Annotated in this window: 13 protein-coding genes, 1 tRNA gene and 5 pseudogenes; 7 read left to right on the top strand and 12 right to left on the bottom strand. The window is 61.3% G+C overall.

Annotated features, from left to right (window positions below):
- The first annotated feature begins 46 nt into the window (after positions 1-46).
- The 4 genes and pseudogenes from ACZ1HK_RS06440 to ACZ1HK_RS06425 all read left to right on the top strand — a co-directional run.
- Positions 47-337 (top strand): DUF1330 domain-containing protein, encoded by a 291-nt coding sequence (locus tag ACZ1HK_RS06440; RefSeq protein ID WP_472627958.1) that lies wholly within the window; start codon positions 47-49, stop codon positions 335-337.
- Positions 334-1,967: pseudogene (locus tag ACZ1HK_RS06435) on the top strand (ABC transporter permease). The gene ACZ1HK_RS06440 and the pseudogene ACZ1HK_RS06435 overlap by 4 nt, the downstream one beginning before the upstream one ends.
- Positions 1,968-2,014: 47 nt before the next feature.
- Positions 2,015-2,188 (top strand): annotated as a pseudogene (locus ACZ1HK_RS06430) (ABC transporter permease); the annotation flags it as partial.
- A 183-nt stretch (positions 2,189-2,371) separates the two neighbouring features.
- Positions 2,372-2,985, top strand: a pseudogene (locus ACZ1HK_RS06425) (ABC transporter permease); the annotation flags it as partial.
- A gap of 91 nt (positions 2,986-3,076) precedes the next feature.
- Here the strand turns inward: ACZ1HK_RS06425 and ACZ1HK_RS06420 are convergent.
- The 7 genes and pseudogenes from ACZ1HK_RS06420 to ACZ1HK_RS06390 all read right to left on the bottom strand — a co-directional run bounded on the left by ACZ1HK_RS06420 (position 3,077) and on the right by ACZ1HK_RS06390 (position 9,963).
- The gene (locus ACZ1HK_RS06420; protein ID WP_472628001.1) at positions 3,077-4,003 is read right to left on the bottom strand and encodes an AEC family transporter; all 927 of its coding nucleotides are present in this window, start codon (positions 4,001-4,003) and stop codon (positions 3,077-3,079) included.
- 161 nt (positions 4,004-4,164) lie between these two features.
- Positions 4,165-4,962 (bottom strand): MBL fold metallo-hydrolase, encoded by a 798-nt coding sequence (locus tag ACZ1HK_RS06415; protein WP_472628000.1) that lies wholly within the window; start codon positions 4,960-4,962, stop codon positions 4,165-4,167.
- Complete coding sequence (locus tag ACZ1HK_RS06410) at positions 4,963-5,766, bottom strand: TatD family hydrolase (RefSeq protein WP_472627999.1); 804 nt, start codon at positions 5,764-5,766, stop codon at positions 4,963-4,965. It abuts the gene before it with no gap.
- Between the two features lie 8 nt (positions 5,767-5,774).
- Positions 5,775-6,898 (bottom strand): annotated as a pseudogene (locus ACZ1HK_RS06405) (DNA polymerase III subunit delta').
- A gap of 51 nt (positions 6,899-6,949) precedes the next feature.
- Positions 6,950-7,579, bottom strand: a complete 630-nt coding sequence (gene tmk, locus ACZ1HK_RS06400) for a dTMP kinase (RefSeq protein WP_472627998.1) — start codon at positions 7,577-7,579, stop codon at positions 6,950-6,952.
- A gap of 287 nt (positions 7,580-7,866) precedes the next feature.
- Positions 7,867-9,075, bottom strand: a complete 1,209-nt coding sequence (locus tag ACZ1HK_RS06395) for a D-alanyl-D-alanine carboxypeptidase family protein (RefSeq protein ID WP_472627997.1) — start codon at positions 9,073-9,075, stop codon at positions 7,867-7,869.
- Positions 9,076-9,081: 6 nt separating this feature from the next.
- A complete protein-coding gene (locus ACZ1HK_RS06390; RefSeq protein ID WP_472627951.1) occupies positions 9,082-9,963 on the bottom strand; it encodes an SPOR domain-containing protein in 882 nt (293 codons plus the stop codon).
- Between the two features lie 209 nt (positions 9,964-10,172).
- On the opposite strand from ACZ1HK_RS06390, the gene ACZ1HK_RS06385 reads away from it, so the two are divergent.
- Positions 10,173-10,262 (top strand) — tRNA-Ser (locus ACZ1HK_RS06385).
- 352 nt (positions 10,263-10,614) lie between these two features.
- On the opposite strand, the gene ACZ1HK_RS06380 is transcribed toward ACZ1HK_RS06385, so the two are convergent.
- The 5 genes and pseudogenes from ACZ1HK_RS06380 to ACZ1HK_RS06360 form a co-directional block, all read right to left on the bottom strand.
- Positions 10,615-11,673, bottom strand: coding sequence for a recombinase family protein (locus tag ACZ1HK_RS06380; RefSeq protein WP_472627996.1), 1,059 nt, complete (start codon positions 11,671-11,673; stop codon positions 10,615-10,617).
- A 190-nt stretch (positions 11,674-11,863) separates the two neighbouring features.
- A pseudogene (locus ACZ1HK_RS06375) lies at positions 11,864-12,277 on the bottom strand (recombinase family protein); the annotation flags it as partial.
- The gene (locus ACZ1HK_RS06370; protein WP_472628106.1) at positions 12,274-12,501 is read right to left on the bottom strand and encodes a DUF2924 domain-containing protein; all 228 of its coding nucleotides are present in this window, start codon (positions 12,499-12,501) and stop codon (positions 12,274-12,276) included. The gene ACZ1HK_RS06370 and the pseudogene ACZ1HK_RS06375, both read right to left, overlap by 4 nt.
- 20 nt (positions 12,502-12,521) lie before the next feature.
- Positions 12,522-12,677 (bottom strand): hypothetical protein, encoded by a 156-nt coding sequence (locus ACZ1HK_RS06365; protein WP_472628118.1) that lies wholly within the window; start codon positions 12,675-12,677, stop codon positions 12,522-12,524.
- Positions 12,678-12,797: 120 nt separating this feature from the next.
- Complete coding sequence (locus ACZ1HK_RS06360; protein ID WP_472627995.1) at positions 12,798-14,021, bottom strand: helix-turn-helix domain-containing protein; 1,224 nt, start codon at positions 14,019-14,021, stop codon at positions 12,798-12,800.
- Between the two features lie 374 nt (positions 14,022-14,395).
- Here ACZ1HK_RS06360 and ACZ1HK_RS06355 point away from each other — a divergent pair, with 374 nt between their 5' ends.
- Positions 14,396-15,466: a DNA-methyltransferase gene (locus ACZ1HK_RS06355; protein ID WP_472627994.1), complete on the top strand. Its 1,071-nt coding sequence runs from the start codon at positions 14,396-14,398 to the stop codon at positions 15,464-15,466.
- Positions 15,463-16,308, top strand: a complete 846-nt coding sequence (locus ACZ1HK_RS06350; RefSeq protein WP_472627993.1) for a DUF5681 domain-containing protein — start codon at positions 15,463-15,465, stop codon at positions 16,306-16,308. The genes ACZ1HK_RS06355 and ACZ1HK_RS06350 overlap by 4 nt, the downstream gene beginning before the upstream one ends.
- Positions 16,309-16,415: the final 107 nt, after the last annotated feature.

Below are 16,415 nucleotides of genomic sequence, written 5' to 3'. Positions count from 1 at the left end.
CGGCCTCGGTCGCCCTGACACCCTCATGAGGCGACAAGGCGGTCCAATGCCCAAAGGCTATATCATCGGCCACATCACGGTGAACGATCCCGAGGCGTACCAAGAGTACATCGAACGGGACACGCCGATCCTGCTGAGCCACGGGGCCAAGCCCATCGTGCGCGGCGGCAAGTCCGAGATTATGGAAGGTGAGACCTTCCAGCGCCATGTCGTGTTTGAATTCGAGTCGTACGAGGCCGCAATGGCCGCCTACAACGACCCCGCATATCAAGAAGTTGCCGAGATCCGCCGTCGCACCGCCGACAGTGTGATCCTTGTAGTCGAGGGCGTGGAATGAGCGACGCAACTCAAGATGGCCCCGTCCTGGCCGCCGATGGCCGCCCGCTGAAGCGGTCGCTGTCCCGTGCATTGCGCGCCCAGAAATTGCGCGCGCTGATGCTGATCGCGCCGCTGCTGATCTTTATCCTTGTGACCTTCATCGCCCCGATCGTGGATATGCTGTTCCGCTCGGTCGAGAACCAGATCGTGTCCGAGACCCTGCCGCGCACCGTTGTGGCGCTGGATGAATGGGATCCGTCAGATCTGCCTGAAGACGATGCCTACGCGGCGCTGGCGCTGGATTTCTACGCCGCAACGGAACGCCGCCAGCATACGCGCCTGGGCAGTCGCCTGAACTACGAGACGACGGGTATGTCGTCCCTGTTCCGCAAAACCGGGCGCGGTGTAGACGATATTGGCGAGATTTACACGGACCAGTTCGTGGATCTGAACGAACAGTGGGAAGACCCGCTGTTCTGGTTGCCACTGGTGTCAGACACCGGCTGGTTGGCCAGCCGCCCGGCTGAGGGCGAGGATCGCCCGTTGTCGCTGTTCCGGATCGACGCGGAGTTTGAGGCCAGCTTCCCCGCGCGGCGGAAGCCTATGAGGTTTTCGCGAGAACCATTCAGGAAACCGATGGCGATGATCCGGCCGAAGAAGAGCCATGGCACCTTGTCTATGCGGGGCTTTACCATGACCTGATGGCGATCCACGAAAGTGGCGAGGGGGCTGCGGGCCTTGGGCGCTTTGATGGCCCTGTATTCGTGGCGGCCTTGGAGGCCGTTCCGGGTTTCGAGACCCAAAGCTACCGCGACGCGTTCGAGGATATCGACGAAGATTGGCTCGACCTTGAGGTCTGGGGCACGATCGAGGCTTTCTCGGACCCGTTCACCGCCGGCTACTTCCTGTCGTCCGTCGATCTGCAACTGACGCCGCAGGGTATTGAGGCACAGCCTGAAGATCAGCGCCTGTATCTGCTGTTGTTCTGGCGGACGCTGTTCATGTCGGGCGTCATAACGATCAGCTGTATCCTGCTTGGCTATCCCATCGCATATCTGCTTTCGAACCTGCCCACGCGCACATCGAACTTGCTGCTGATCCTGGTGCTGCTGCCGTTCTGGACCTCGCTTTTGGTGCGGACCTCCGCCTGGAAGGTGCTGCTACAACAGCAAGGGGTGATCAATGACATCCTGGTGTGGATTGGGTTGGTGGCCGATGACAGCCGATTGGCGCTGATCAACAACCAGACCGGCACGATCATCGCGATGACGCACATCCTGTTGCCGTTCATGATCTTGCCAATGTTCTCGGTGATGAAGACGATCCCGCCGAGCTATGTCCGGGCGGCGAAATCGCTGGGGGCGACGAATTTCACCGCGTTCCGACGGGTTTACTTCCCGCAGAGCATTCCGGGAATCGGGGCGGGCTGTATCCTCGTCTTCATTCTAGCCATCGGCTACTACATCACCCCTGAACTTGTCGGTGGGCGGACGGGGACGTTCATTTCGAACCGGATCGCATTCCACATCTCCTCCAGCCTCAACTGGGGCCTGGCGGCCGCGCTTGGCTCGATCCTGCTGGCGGTGGTTTTGGTTCTTTATTGGCTCTACGACCGGATCGTGGGCATCGACAACGTGAAGCTGGGGTAAGCGACCATGGATACAAAACTTCCCCATATGCCACCTTCGGACAGCGCATCTGGTTCTACGGGTTCAGGGTGATCTGTGGGCTGATCTTCTTCTTCCTGATCGCGCCGATTATCATCATCATTCCGCTGAGCTTCAATGCGGAAGACTTTTTTACCTTCACGCCTGGGATGCTCGCCTTTGAGCGCGACGCCTACAGCCTGCACCACTATCAGGATTTCTTCGGCGAGGACGGCTACCCATGGATCGGCCTGTTGGTCGGGCTTGGGATCGGGGCAGCTTTGACGGTGATCCTGAAGGTGTGGAAGGGGAACCTGAACCTGTTTCCGATCCTGATCGGGGCCATTTTCGGTCTGGTGATCGGCAAGCTCACAGGCCTTGAGGGCGAGGAATGGATGACGCCGCTGCGCAACTCGCTGATGATTGCGCCGGTGGCGACCCTTTGTCGGTTGGCTTCGGAACGCTTGCAGCGATTGGTTTGAGCCAGACGCACGTGCCGTTCAAAGGGGCGATCATGGCGATCCTGATCTCGCCCATGATCGTGCCGCTGATCATCTCGGCGGCGGGGATGTATTTCTTCTACTCCCGCATCGGGTTGCAAGGCACCTATTGGGGTGTTGTGTTGGCCCATGCGGCGCTTGGTATCCCGTTTGTCATCATCACCGTGACGGCCACGCTTGTGGGCTTTGACCGGTCACTGACGCGGGCGGCGGCCAATCTGGGGGCCAATCCGGTCACAACCTTCTTCCGCATCCAGATGCCTTTGATCCTGCCAGGCGTGATCTCGGGCGGGTTGTTCGCCTTCATCACCTCGTTCGATGAAGTCGTGGTGGTGATCTTCGTGGGCTCAGCCGGGCAGCAGACCTTGCCGTGGCAGATGTTCACGGGCCTGCGCGAGCAGATCAGCCCGGTCATTCTGGCGGCGGCCACGATCCTTGTGGCGATTTCGATCGTTCTTCTGGCGACGGTGGAGATGCTCAGGCGGCGGTCTGAGCGACTGCGTGGAATTGCGCCGCATTGAGGGGCGGTTGCACGCGCGCAACCATGGGTTAAGATGTTGAATTGAAACGGTTCTGCGCTTTTTCTTAACTTGATGTTAAGGTTTTCAGCGGCTATCCCAACACCGCGATCCACACCGCAGCTGTAACAACGGTAAGCGCCGTACCGACGAGTACCGACGTGGCTGCCACGCGGCGGGCGCAGCCGTACATATCTGCGAAAATATAGGTGTTCACGCCAGGGGCCATGGCGGCTGTGAGGACAGAAGATTGCAGTTGGGCCTGGCTGAGGCCGAGGCCGTTGCCGAGCGTGTACGCAATGACCGGATGCACCAGCAGGGACAAGCCGCAGATCATGGCGATGACGCCTACATCGCCTTCGGGTTTGTAACGGTAGAGCACGCCGCCAAGGCCAAAGAGGGCCGCGGGCAGGGCCGCGCGGATCATCAGATCCAGTGCCTCTCGCAGGACGCCGGGGATCGGCAGGCCGGAGAGGTTCACGATGAAGCCCAGGCCGATGCCGATCATCAGGGAATTCTGGAACATCGCCTTGGCCACGGTGCCGCCAAGGCGCAGGCCGCGTGTTTCAGCGCGGATGATCTCCATCGTCGTTATGCCGAGCAGGTAGCAGTAGGCCGCGTGGAAGGCGATGATGGTGTAGTTCGGCCCGAGAGCCTCCGCGCCATAAGCGCGCTCGGATATCGGCAAGCCCAGAAGGACGGTATTGGCAAAGAGTGCGGAAAAACCGATGGCGACGCTGTCCGTCCAGGGGCGCTTGAAGACAAGGCGCGCGCCGAAAAGGCCTGCGAAGAAGCAGAAGGTTGAGCCCGCGTAGAAGGATATCAGGAGGCGAAGGTTAAGCTCGGCCCCGAGATCGAGCGTGGCAATGGCGGAGAAGAGCAGACAGGGAATGGCGAATTTCTGGGTGAACACCATGAGCCCATCAACTGCACTATCCTTGAAAAGGCCGCGCCAGACGGCGGAGTAGCCCGCGCCGACGACAAGGAAAACCGGCAGAACGATGGCCAGAAGATCAAGCATGTTGCAGGGTTAGCGGGTTTGGAGCGGGAAGGGAAATTGAAGCCTCCTCGGCCCTCCGGGCAGTCAGTTTGTTGGCGCTTTACTTGTGGCGACGCGCTTGGGGCAGGCGGCGCAAATGCATTTTCATGGAACAAAGATGGGCGGGGCGGTGCCTTTTGGGCTTAGTCCGCGACCTCGATCTGCATCCCGTCGAAGGCGGGTTCGACATGTGCGGGCGTCTCGGCCAGAACCGTCTCATAGTCCAGATCGATGTGCATGTTGGTGAGCACGGCGCGTTTGGGTGCAGCGCGCGCGATCCATTCCAGTGAATTCGCGAGGTGGCTGTGGGATGGATGTGGGTCCCGGCGCAGGGCGTCGAGGATCCAGATGTCGAGGTTTTTCAGGGCAGGCCAAGCAGCATCGGGGATGTCGGACACGTCGGGCAGGTAGGCCACGTCGTTTACGCGGAAGCCGAGTGCATCGATATTGCCGTGCGTGACCTCAAACGGGGCGAACGTGATCGGGCCGCCGGGGCCGTCGATGGTGGTATCGCCATCGATCCCGAAGATGTCGAGGATTGGCGGATAGGCCGAGCCTGGCGGCTGCACAAAGGCATAGCCAAAGCGGTTGAGCAGGTCGTTTGTGGTGGGGCCATCTGCGTAGACCGGCAAGCGCGCACGCATGTTGAAGACGATCATCCGCAGGTCATCGAGTCCGTGGACATGATCGGCATGGGCATGGGTGTAGAGGACGGCATCAAGCCGACCAATGCCCGTGTCCAGAAGCTGCGCCCGCAGGTCGGGGGAGGTATCGATAAGGACAGCAGTGGTGCCGCCTGGGGTGATGCGTTCCACCAGAAGGGAACAGCGGCGGCGAGTGTTTTTCGGGTGGGTGGGGTCGCAGGCGCCCCAATGGCCGCCAAGGCGCGGGACGCCACCGGACGAGCCGCAGCCAAGGATGGTGAAGCGCAGCGTGGCCATTCAGGCGGCCTTTGTCGCAAGGGCCGCTTTCCAGAACAGCCGGTCAAAGTTGGCCGAGGTCTGGACAGCGAAGGCGTCGTAGGAAAGGTCGAAAAGCTCTGCACCCACACGCGCGGTGTGGGCGGTGAAGGCAGGCTCGTTCCGTTTGCCGCGGTGGGGTGGGGGTGCGAGGTAGGGGCTGTCGGTTTCGACAAGGATGCGGTCGACCGGGGCGCTTGCGAAGATATCGCGCAAGGCTTGGGATTTCGGGAATGCGGCGATGCCCGACATGGACAGGTAGAAGCCCAAATCGACGGCGGCCTTAGCCAGTTCCGCGCTGCTGGAGAAGCAGTGCATCACGCAGGTGAAGGGGGCGGCGCGGTGTTCCTCGGTCAGGATACGAACCATGTCGTCATCCGCATCGCGGGAATGGATGATGAGGGGCAGGTTTGTCTGCCGCGCGGCCTCGATATGGATGCGAAGGCTTTCCTGCTGCACGGCTTTGCTATCGGCCGTGTAGTGATAATCCAGACCGGTCTCACCGATACCGACGAATTTGGGATGCGCGGCGAGTGCCGTCAGGTCTTCAATAGTTGCCAGAGGCTCCTCCGCTGCGGACATGGGGTGGGTGCCGCCGGCCCAGAAAACGGGTGCGTGCGCCTCGGCGATGGCCTGTACCTGCGGGGCGTTCCTGAGGCGCGTGCAGATCGTGACCATACGCGTGACGCCAGCATCCAAAGCGCGCGAGACCACTTCGGGCGGCTCTGAGGCGAGGCTGTCGAAATCGAGGTGGCAGTGGCTGTCGACGATTTGAGGTTGGGTCATGGGGACGCTCACGCGGCAAGGCGGGCCGCAGTGCGGTCCAGATCGAGGAAGATATCGAAGATGAGCGCGGCGGGGTCAAGGTTGACCGCCTTGCCGCGGCGGGCGCGCGCGGTCAGCGATTGTGCAAGCATGGCCCAGTCTCGGGCTCTCTGCGGGTCCGGGGCGAGGCGGGCGAGAATTGCCGCCTCGTTTGGGACGATGTCAGCGGTGGCTTGTCCGGTCGCGCCAAGGCGGGCCGCTCGGGAGAGCGCGGTTTCCAACAGGCTCAGGGTCAGATCAAAGCGCGCTTCATTGGCTTTGCCCGCCGTGCTTTCGGCGAGTTTGAGGGCCAGCGCGCGGTCCATGTTGGGCAAGGTTTCCAGCAGGCGCATGACATCAGCGTAAAGTGCGGGTCCGCCTTGTTCGGCCAAGGTGATGGCCGCACCGACCGACCCTTGGGCGAGGGTGGCCAATGCAACACCTTCGGGTGGTTCCGCCCCGGCTTGCGCCAGCGCTGCGGCGAGGTCTGCATCTTTGAGCGCGTTGAAGCGCAAGGTCCTGCACCGGGAGCGGATCGTTGGCAAAAGGCCCGAGGGGCGGTGCGAGATGAGGAAAAGAACGGCACCTTCCGGGGTTCTTCCAATTCCTTGAGAAGGGCGTTCGCGGCCGACGGGTTCATCTCATCCGCGCTGTCCACGATCACGACACGGCGGCCATCGCCTGCGGACATCTGGAAAAAGCCCTTGAGACCCCGGACCTCGTCAACGGTGATGACCGTCTTCAGCTTCTTCGGGTCCTTATCGTCCACCGGGCGCCGCAGCAGAAACAGACCCGGCTCAGACAGGGCCAGCATCCGCCGGGCAATGGGATGCTCGGGGTCGATGTCGAGGCTCTCGGGCGGCGGCGGTGCACCGAACATGTCGTCATCTGCCATCGGGGGCGTCGCCAACAGAAAACGCGCGGCGCGCCATGCGAAGGTGGCTTTGCCTATTCCGCGCGGGCCGGTCAGGAGCCAACCGTGAGGCAGGCGGCCCGAAGAGGCGGCAGACAGGAACTCCGCCTCCGGCCCGGCATGGCCAAACAGCCGCAGCGTTTCGCGCGGATGCGGTGCGCCGTCGAGGCGATCGGATTCGAGTGGGACGTCGTCAGACATGCAGGTAACGTAGCACGGGCGCGGGGCAGGGGCAGGCGAAAAGCGGGCGCTTCAACCCAGCTTGCCCGCCACCACATCGCGGATCGCAGAGGCAATCGCATCTGCATCTGTGTCGGCGTCAATCACAACGCACCTGTCGGGCTGATCCGAGGCGAGGTCGAGAAAGCCCGACCGCAGCTTTTTCTGGAACGGAAGGCCAAACTCCTCAAACCGGTCCTCGCCGCTCTGACGCGCCAAGCCGCGTTGCAACGCAATGGCAGGATCCATGTCGAGGATGAGGGTCAGATCAGGCTCAACATCGATTGCGCTGTCGTGGATCTGGTCCACCAACCCCCGAAGATCGCCACGTGTGGCCCCTTGGTAGACTCGTGTGGAATCGGCGAAACGATCCGTCACAACGTCCCGGCCTGCCTCAAGCGCGGGGCGGATTGTGCGCTCCAGATGGTCGCGGCGCGCGGCAGTGAAGAGCAGGATTTCCGTCTCGGGGCTCCAGCGTTCCGGCTCCCCCTCAACCAGCAGCCGACGGATTTCCTCGGCCCCTGGCGCGCCGCCCGGCTCGCGCGTCAGAACCGGATCGCGCCCCTGATCCAGCAACCAATCCGCGAGCCTGCGCGCCTGTGTGGACTTGCCAGAGCCATCAATGCCCTCAAAGCTGATGAAGAGGCCTTTCGTCTCAGCCATATCGCGTGTTGGTCCTTGTCCCATCCGTTGAGGCGCCAGCCATTACACGGTCCGTGCCGCAGAGCAAGCTGGTGCGCTCCTTTGGATGCACTGCCCATCTTTTGTTCCATGAAAATGCAAAAAATGGCACAGCGCGCACCCTACATCGAAAGCTATCAGATGAAGCGCCGTCCGCGCCGACACGGGCCATCTGGCCCGCCCGGCGTGCCACGCCCAACCATTGACCGAAAGCTCTGCTTTCGTGTCAAGGGCGGGAGCGCATTGGGATCGTGCCGGGTGGGGCGGTGTCAGTTGGCGACAGCTTCCGGTGCGGCGTCTTCGCCGCCGCCGACCATGCCCATCACATCGCCCCATGCCGTCCGAAGACGCACCATCGGACCGCCGCGTTGGACATCTGCCATAGCGACAACTGGAACGCGGGCCTCAAAGCCCAGGACACCTTGCATGATATGCAATTCGCCGACCACGTCTCCGGCTGCGACGGGCGCGGGCAGGGGGCTTGTGAAGGTGACGTTTGCCTCGATCTCCGGGTCCAGCAGGGCAGGCACGAGCATTTCGACGCCTTCCGCCGGGGCAAGGCCTACGCTTTCTTCCGCGCCAAGGAAGACAGGCGCACGGGCGATTTCAATGCCGGGTTCCACGACCTCCTGCATCACGAATTGGCGGAAGGCCCAGGTCACAATGCGCTCGGATTCCGCCGCGCGCGCCTCAGACGAAGACAGGCCAGTGATCACAAAGGTCACGCGGCGATCGCCCTGCATGGCCGAGCCTGCAAGTCCATAGCCAGCCTCGGACGTGTGGCCGGTTTTCAGGCCGTCCGCACCGATCCCCAGCCCCAAAAGGGGATTGCGGTTGAACCGGTTGGCGGGAGAGCGATCCTCATAGTCGAATTCCGTTTCCTGGAAGTAGTGGTAGTATTCGGGAAACTCCTCGATCAGGCGAACCGACAGAATGCCAAGGTCACGCATCGACATGCGGTGCCCTTCCGCGGGCCAGCCCGAGGCATTTCGGAAGGTCGAATTCATCATTCCCAACTGGCGCGCGCGCGCTGTCATCATTTCGGCAAATCCAGCCTCTGTCCCATCGGGGCTGAGCGCCTCGCCCAAGGCCACCGACGCGTCATTGCCGGATACGATCACGACGCCACGGATCAACTCTTCTATGGTCGGACGGTCTTGTGTGTTGAGGAACATGGTAGAGCCGCCGAAGCTCATTGCATGCTCTGAGACAGGCACGCGCGTCTCCAGCGTCAGGCGGCCATCGCGAAGCGCCTCGAACGTCATCAGAAGCGTCATCAGCTTGGACATAGAGGCGGGCGGCAAAGCCTCATCCGCGTTCAGGCTCAACAGGACCTGGCCCGAGGCATGGTCATAGACATAGGCCGCGCGGGCCTGAGTGTCGTAGCCCTGGCCCATTGCGGCGGTCAGGGCAGTGAGCAAAAACAAAACCGCCGCGAGGAGTGTCGCGGCGGGTCTGATCAGAATTGCGCTGTGCATGGCGTCCTATCGACTTACGAAAAAGGCATCGTCAAAGCCAAGCCCCTGCACGCTTTCAAGGATCGCATCGCGGGTTTCCGACGTATTCGCGGGGCCCACCACGACGCGCCAGAATTGGCGACCGTTGCTCGACTGGTCATAGATTGTGGGCTCTAGTCCAACGCTGCGCAAGGCCTGCCCGGTATTGGTGGCGTTTTCTTGCACAGAGAAGATGCCGATCTGAACATAGGGGTTCTCAAGATCGCTGGCCGCAGGCGTGCGCGCGGCGGCCGGTTGCGGTGCGGGATCCGCGGCCTCAATGGCCGCTGCGGCGGCGCTTGCGATGTCTTCTGCACCGTCGAGCGGGGTTGCGGTGATCTCGGCCGCAGCGGCGGAGGCTGCGATTTCTTCGCCCGGTGCCAGTGCGTCGGGCGCGCCTTCAGCGGTCTCGGCCACTTCTTCACGACGCAGGGCGGTGACGTTCAGCACGGTTGGATCGCCGGCCAAAACGCCCAGGGCGGCGGCTGCGTCAGAGGAGATCTGAAGCGTCGGGCCGGGGTGATCGCGTTCGCGTCGGAAGAGCGCGCCGATCACGAAGCGGCCGTTTTCATCGTTGCGGATGATCACGCGTTCAGGATCGCCAACATCGGGGTGCGCGACCCAGACGCCACCAAGCGAGGGGCGTCCATCCCACAAGCCTTCGGTGGTTTCTTCAAAGATTTCAGGCGCCTCGACGTCGCGTTCGACGAGGCGTGTGGCGCCAATTGGCGCCGGGCCATCGGCATCAGCGTTGCGGGAGCCGAAGAATTCGCCGTCCTCACCCATACAGGCGGACAGGGCCATCAGTGGCACAAGCGCAAGCGCCAGGCGGATTCGGGGCGTGGGGCGGTGTTGTGTCATACTGCTCATCTCTGCACTCATTTCCCGCGCGTCGAGCGCACGGTGTTTTATTGGTTTCCCGGTCGTTGCCGGACCTGTGCCCTTTTGGCGGGCACACCTGTATTGCGAGCAAGATAGCTGACTGATTCGGTTCTGAAAAGGTGGCTTGTGAAAGTTGCCTTCACAGGGCGGGTTTCAGAATCACACATGTCACAGTATCGCGTGGCCCAGACCCCGCCGGAGGAGTGGCAGAGTGGTCGAATGCACCGGTCTTGAAAACCGGCGTGCGTGAAAGCGTACCGTGGGTTCGAATCCCACCTCCTCCGCCACCGACCCGCGTCTCACTTTGCGATGTGCGTTTGGGCCGCGACTATCCCGTGAGATCAAAGCCATTACTCGACCGTTCATCGACTGAGACGCACCGCGCGTTCCATGGTTGCGACCTCAAGCCCGTCCGTCTCAATTGGCGATATAACGCGGTGCGGGTTTTGCGGTTACAGGGAATGAACAGGGAAGTTGGGTTTTTTGCTTGCGGTTTCGCGATCCGAGATCCTGTAAAGGTACAATTTTACAGCAGGTTACGGGCGATTTCCCTGCGCACTGGAACAGGGAACTTCTCCAGCCGCAACAGGGTAGAGTGCATGGGAAACAGGGAAGCTATCTGGTGGAAACAGGGAAGGCCTAGGCGGCAAACCCGAACTGTGTCTCTTGAGCAAACCAGTCAAGCGGAAGCGGCTTTCGGATCAGGCGTTCGAGCGTCAGGTCGGGCGGGGTCGAGCCATCTAGGATGGCCGTCTGAATCCTCGGCGAAGGCGTTGCGAGAGGTATAATCCGGCGTATGTAGCTGCCGGCGCATGAGGCATCGCGGGCAATGTCTTTAATCGATGTGCCAGTCTTGATCTCACCGGCCCAAAGATGCGCTTTGCGCAGAGCCGCAATCAGAGTGTCATCGGGTTGGGGCGCGCGTTCTCCAGCGATGATTTTGACTTCCTGTCCGCGTTTGCGGTGCGTGAAAGGGCTTTTGATGTGCGTGATATCCGCATCCAGCAGGTCTTCATCGACACCAAGGTGGGTCGCCAGCGCACCGCGGTTTAGTTCGATCCGGATGGGCTCGCACCCAATGTCCCTTGCTCGATGATTGACGCGACCTCTCTTGCTCCGTGCACAGTGATCTCGATCCGCGAGAGCCTTTGTTGCTGCGCTGGCGGCCTCCATTCTGTTGGCTGTACCTCGGGCGAGAACGGCACAACGTGCGGCAAAGCCAGACAAGTGCGCGAAAATAATGTCGGCCACGGCGCGCTCGAACGCCGGAGCGGGCAGTCGCCATCCGTCTTTGGCCCGGCCTGAGATCAACCTGTTGGAGACGTAATACCGGATCCGCCGCCCGAACTTTTGCGCGTGTGTGGGCGTGAGGCGATCTCCGGTCTCGTCGCGGAACTTACCGATCAGCGGTGCCGCGTCCGCGGGAGCTTTGAGACTTGCGACGCCGCGTCGGCGTGCACTTGCGTCTTGAAGGGCCGATTGCACCGCGTCCCATTGCACCTGGTCGATGATCGGCTCGTGCAGGCCCTCGAAGGTCTCATCCTTGTGCCGGATCTGTCCGCGATAGATCGGACTGGTGAGAATGGCATGGATCTGGCCGCGGCTCAGTTGGCCACCGCCCTGAATACGACCCGACGCAAAAACGCGCCGCTTGGACCTTAGGCCTTCGGCCTGTGCGTGTATCGCCGCCTTGCTCAAACACCCGGCTTCCAGATAGAGACTCGAAGAGCCGCCGGATTGTCTTGGCTTCATCGGCATTGACCACCAGTTCCCGACGCGTTTTGTCGGGATGCGGATCGTATCCGAGGGGCGGCAATCCCCCCATCCACAGGCCTTTCCTCTTTGACGCGGCGATCTTGTCGCGAATGCGCTCGGCTGTGAGTTCACGTTCGAATTGTGCAAATGAAAGCAGCATGTTGAGTGTGAGGCGGCCCATAGACGACGAGGTATTGAAAGCCTGCGTGACGGAGACGAAGGAGCACTCAGCCGCTTCCATGCGCTCAACAAGCTTTGCGAAGTCCGCGAGGGAGCGTGTCAGGCGGTCGATTTTGTAGACCACGACCATGTCGACGCGGCCAGCATCAATGTCGCCGAGAAGCGCTTGAAGACCGGGGCGATCGAGCGTGCCGCCCGAGATGCCGCCATCGTCGTAGCGGGTGGCGCTTTGCGTCCAGCCTTCGTGCTTCTGGCTTGCGATGTAGGCGGCGCAGGCCTCGTGTTGGGCGTCGAGGGAGTTGAACTCCTGATCCAGCCGGTCATCTGAAGATTTGCGGGTGTAGATGGCACAGCGAATTTTGGTCATGAGCGCGTCTTGGCCAATCCAAAGAAGCGCGGCCCTGACCAGTGTGCGCCTGTGATCTCCCGGGCAATGACCGACAGGGAGCGCCATCGCTGCCCGCGCCACATGAACCCATCATCGGTGACCTCGACCACGTGGGTCTTGCCATTCCACTCGCGGATCAGGCGTCCGCCGGGCTTTAGCCTGGTTGCGGATGGTTTGACTTGGCAGTCGGACGAACGCTGCAGTTGTGTGCGAACCGATTTGCTTAGTCCACCGTGCCGCTTGGCTTGCGGGCTCGAAGGCGAGGAAGCGCCGCAGCATGGTTTGGCTGAGGCCCTTCGGGGCAGGGGGTTTCGAAGAGGTCGGACCATTCCTTTAGAAGCGTGGGGCGGTCGGCAGTTGGGATCTCGTCCAGGGTCATCTTGTTCTCTCATCAGCGCCTAGGGCGTCCAGGCCGGTGCACTGAGAGAAGCCCGTGACAGCGGGCTTACGTGCAGTACCGCTCAGGTGGTCCGCAATGTCCAGTCCGAGGTCGCCGAACTTACGAAGTGTTGCGCGTTACCGAAACGCCGGCATGGACAATGCGTCCGGACCGCCGGTGCCGTCCTCTTCTTCCTCGCCTGCGTTTGGGTGCCGCTTGGCCCAAAGCAAGGTTAAGGCATGGCCTGTGCGTCCAAGCCGGGTCTGCTCGAAGAGCCTCGTAGTTGTCTCTATCGACCCACCGGTAGGGCGGAGCATCGAGCATCTCCGAAATGCCGACCCGATTGCCCGCAACCTGCTTCGTGGCCCAGGTATCCTTTGGAAGCTGGTCTTTGCGGCGTGGCAGGAGAAACGGGAAGTCTTTGTGTTTGATACTGTACCGAATGGTCCCTTTGTGAGACCAGACGGCGGCAAGCGGCTCATCGCGCAGGTCAATCATGCGGCGCACGGCGACTTCGAGGCTGATGTCGAGGGTCTTGGCGCTGCGAACCGCATCTTTGAGAGACGGGTCCGGCTCCATGTGCCTGTCGAAGAGATGCCGCGGAGCGAGGAGATGGGCCGCGAATAGATTGGCTTCGGCTTCCTGCCGTTTGTGTCGATTGTCCGACCTTGTATCGGATGCGCGCAGATCCACAGATCGGCACTGGAAGCCCTCATCGCCGTTAAGCACGTGCCGTTCGAGAAGGAAGTGCCCTAACTCATGGGCAATGGTGAAGCGTGCCCGCCGGTCACCTTTTGCGTTATTGGCTAGGATTGACCCGACGCTGCGCCGTGCGTCCTTCAGCAACATACCCTCGAAGCCGTCGAACGCTTGGACGGTGATGTCGAAAATGCCCAGAGCCTCTGCGACGCGGGTCACCGGTACGGCGCCGTCGGTTTGGGACAATTGCTGATGCACTGCGTTGGCCATGCGAACGGATCCTTGAATGTCTGCCAGATCGATACGGCTAAGGATCACAGGCCGCCCTGCGCCCGGGTTTTGAGCGACTTGATCATATCCTCGACGACCCGACGGTCTCCATCGCTGAGCCTCCGACATGTCGCGGTGTAGCCGTTGGATGTGAATGTCCTTGTCGTCCGGTTTGTCTGCAGCGCCGGTCAACTCGTCGATCGTCACCCCGAAATGTGTCGCGAGTTTTTGCACGAGTTCGAAGGAGGGGTTCTTGGAGTGCCCCTTCTCGAGTTCCCAGACATGGGCCTTTGAGATTTGCACCTGATCGGCCACGGCCTGCAGTGATTGATTGCTGGCCAGGCGCAAGGCGTGAAGTCGCTCACCGATATCCATCAAACTCTCCCGTGTTCGATTGGTCAGACGACCATATACGCCTGTGGTTTGCCAAGAGTCTAGGCGTATGATATATCTTACGATGTAGGCCGATGAATTGATTCCTTCATCAGTTCGCGCAGCAACAAGTGGAGGTCAGAATGACCCAGAATATTGAGCAAATAGCCACGCAAGAGCCTGCGCCCGTGGGAGCGCAATGCGCGGACCCATTCGAAGGCGCAGGTTCGCCAGATTGCCGACAGCATTGAGACGTTTGGCTTCACGAACCCTGTGCTGATTGACCGGGAGTGTCGCATCCTGGCGGGGCATGGCCGGGTTGAGGCGGCGAAGTTGCTGCAGGCCTGGAGACGGTCCCGTGTCTTCGGCTTGAGCATATGACGGCAGAGGAAAAGCGAGCTTACGTTCTTGCGGACAACAAGCTGGCGCTGAATGCGGGCTGGGATGAGGATCTGTTGGCGCAGGAGGCGGACGCGCTGCAGGGGTTGGATCTGGACTTTGCCCTTGAGATCACGGGCTTCTCGATTGCCGAGATCGACACGCTGGTGGATGGTTTGACCCCAGAGGAGCCGGATGATCCGGTGGACGACGTCGTGGTAGACGATGCGCCGGAACGGTGCGCCTTGGGAGACGTGTGGCAGTTGGGGCGGCATCGCCTGATCTGCGGTGACAGTCTCGACAAGCGAGTTGTGGCGGAACTGATGGATGGCGCAAAGGCGCAGATGGTGTTCAGCGATCCGCCGTATAATGTGCCGATCGAGGGCCATGTCGGGAACTCGGGCAAAACCCAACACCGAGAATTTGCCATGGCGTCAGGCGAGATGGATGCCGAGCAGTTCACCGCGTTCCTGCAGACGGCGTTCGGCAACATGGCAGAGGTCAGTGAGCATGGGGCGATCCACTTCCTGTGCATGGATTGGCGCCATATGCGGGAAATGCTGGATGCGGGTGAAGCGGTTTACTCGGAGCTCAAGAACCTGATCACCTGGGTGAAGGAAAACGGCGGGATGGGGACGTTCTATCGCTCTCGGCACGAATTGATCTTCGCGTTCAAGGTGGGGACAGCGCCGCACATCAACACGTTCGAGTTGGGGCAGGGCGGGCGGTATCGCACGAACGTCTGGCAGTACCGTGGTGTGAACACGATGCGGAAGGGGCGGATGGAGGAGCTCCGCCTGCATCCGACTGTGAAGCCTGTGCAGATGATTGCGGATGCGATCCGGGACGTGTCGGGCCGGGGCGATGTGGTGCTCGATGTCTTCGGCGGGTCCGGCTCGACGTTGGTTGCCGCTGAGAAGACTGGACGGAAAGGATACCTTTGCGAGTTGGACCCGATTTACTGTGATCGCATCCTCGCGCGGTGGGAAACGCTAGCGCATGACCAAGCCGAGCAGGTGGTTTGCGGTTGGTCACCGTCCCGCCCGCCTCAGATGGAGGCTGCGGAATGACGGACGATGAGCGCCCCGCGTTTAAGGGCAAGCCATCCGCACAGGCGGTTCCTTACGAGGTCGGCTACGGCAAGCCACCGGAGCATAGTCGGTTCCAGAAGGGGCGCTCCGGCAACCCCAAGGGCCGCCCGAAAGGCGCAAAAAACAAACGGCCTGCGCTGAACGACGAGCGGTTGAAGGACATCATCATCGATGAAGCCTATCGGACGATCCCGATACGCGAGGGCAATCGCACGGTTGATATCCCGGTTGCGCAGGCGGTGATGCGGGCCATCGCAGTCAATGCCGCGAAGGGCAATACGCGCTCGCAGCGGTTGTTCGCGCAGTTGTTGGCTGACACGGAAAGCTCCCGCAAAATGCTCTACGATAGCTATCTGGAGACTGCGCTGGATTACAAAGAGACCTGGAGCGATGAACTAAAGCGGCGTAAGCGGTTGGGCATCGTCGATCTGGAAGACCCTATGCCGCATCCCGATGACATCATCATCGACTGCCGAACGGGCCTGGTTCGGATTGACGGTCCGTTGACGAAGGAGCAGGCCGCCGACTTCGAGAGGGTCCGAGAGATCCGCGACGATAGCCTTGAGGAAATCGACCGCCTAACTGAGTTGCGGAACGACGAGGCAGACCAGGAGTTGGCGGCTGGCCTGGATCGGATCATCGATACGAACCAGAGAATTGTCGACAAGGCAAACTCGATATTGCCAAGCGAGAGCCTGAAGCGGCGTTACGGCGGTGGGCGGTGTTTGGCAGGTGAGGGCGGGAAGCGGAAGTTCGCTGCAACGCCGCGATCATCCGTTGAAATCTCTCAAACCGGACGTTTGGTGTGCACTCGACATTGAGAAGGCGATCAAAACCGCCGCGAAGGTCTGCTCCGAGCCCCATGCAGCCCTAATGCTGCACTCCGCCGGAATGGTTTTGATGCGCACATAGCCGACGTTCGCAGCTT

The sequence above is a fragment of the Gymnodinialimonas sp. JB5-7 genome (assembly GCF_055693405.1).
Note: the sequence above shows the minus strand (reverse complement) of the source record. Positions and strands in the feature narration are given on the sequence as shown.

Bases quoted from the DNA above. Each gene is read 5' to 3' on its own strand.
- ACZ1HK_RS06440 (WP_472627958.1), top strand. From the start codon at position 47: ATGCCCAAAGGCTATATCATCGGCCACATCACGGTGAACGATCCCGAG.
- ACZ1HK_RS06420 (WP_472628001.1), bottom strand. From the start codon at position 4,003: ATGCTTGATCTTCTGGCCATCGTTCTGCCGGTTTTCCTTGTCGTCGGC.
- ACZ1HK_RS06415 (WP_472628000.1), bottom strand. From the start codon at position 4,962: ATGGCCACGCTGCGCTTCACCATCCTTGGCTGCGGCTCGTCCGGTGGC.
- ACZ1HK_RS06410 (WP_472627999.1), bottom strand. From the start codon at position 5,766: ATGACCCAACCTCAAATCGTCGACAGCCACTGCCACCTCGATTTCGAC.
- tmk (WP_472627998.1), bottom strand. From the start codon at position 7,579: ATGGCTGAGACGAAAGGCCTCTTCATCAGCTTTGAGGGCATTGATGGC.
- ACZ1HK_RS06395 (WP_472627997.1), bottom strand. From the start codon at position 9,075: ATGCACAGCGCAATTCTGATCAGACCCGCCGCGACACTCCTCGCGGCG.
- ACZ1HK_RS06390 (WP_472627951.1), bottom strand. From the start codon at position 9,963: ATGAGCAGTATGACACAACACCGCCCCACGCCCCGAATCCGCCTGGCG.
- ACZ1HK_RS06365 (WP_472628118.1), bottom strand. From the start codon at position 12,677: ATGACCCTGGACGAGATCCCAACTGCCGACCGCCCCACGCTTCTAAAG.
- ACZ1HK_RS06360 (WP_472627995.1), bottom strand. From the start codon at position 14,021: ATGGATATCGGTGAGCGACTTCACGCCTTGCGCCTGGCCAGCAATCAA.
- ACZ1HK_RS06355 (WP_472627994.1), top strand. From the start codon at position 14,396: ATGACGGCAGAGGAAAAGCGAGCTTACGTTCTTGCGGACAACAAGCTG.
- ACZ1HK_RS06350 (WP_472627993.1), top strand. From the start codon at position 15,463: ATGACGGACGATGAGCGCCCCGCGTTTAAGGGCAAGCCATCCGCACAG.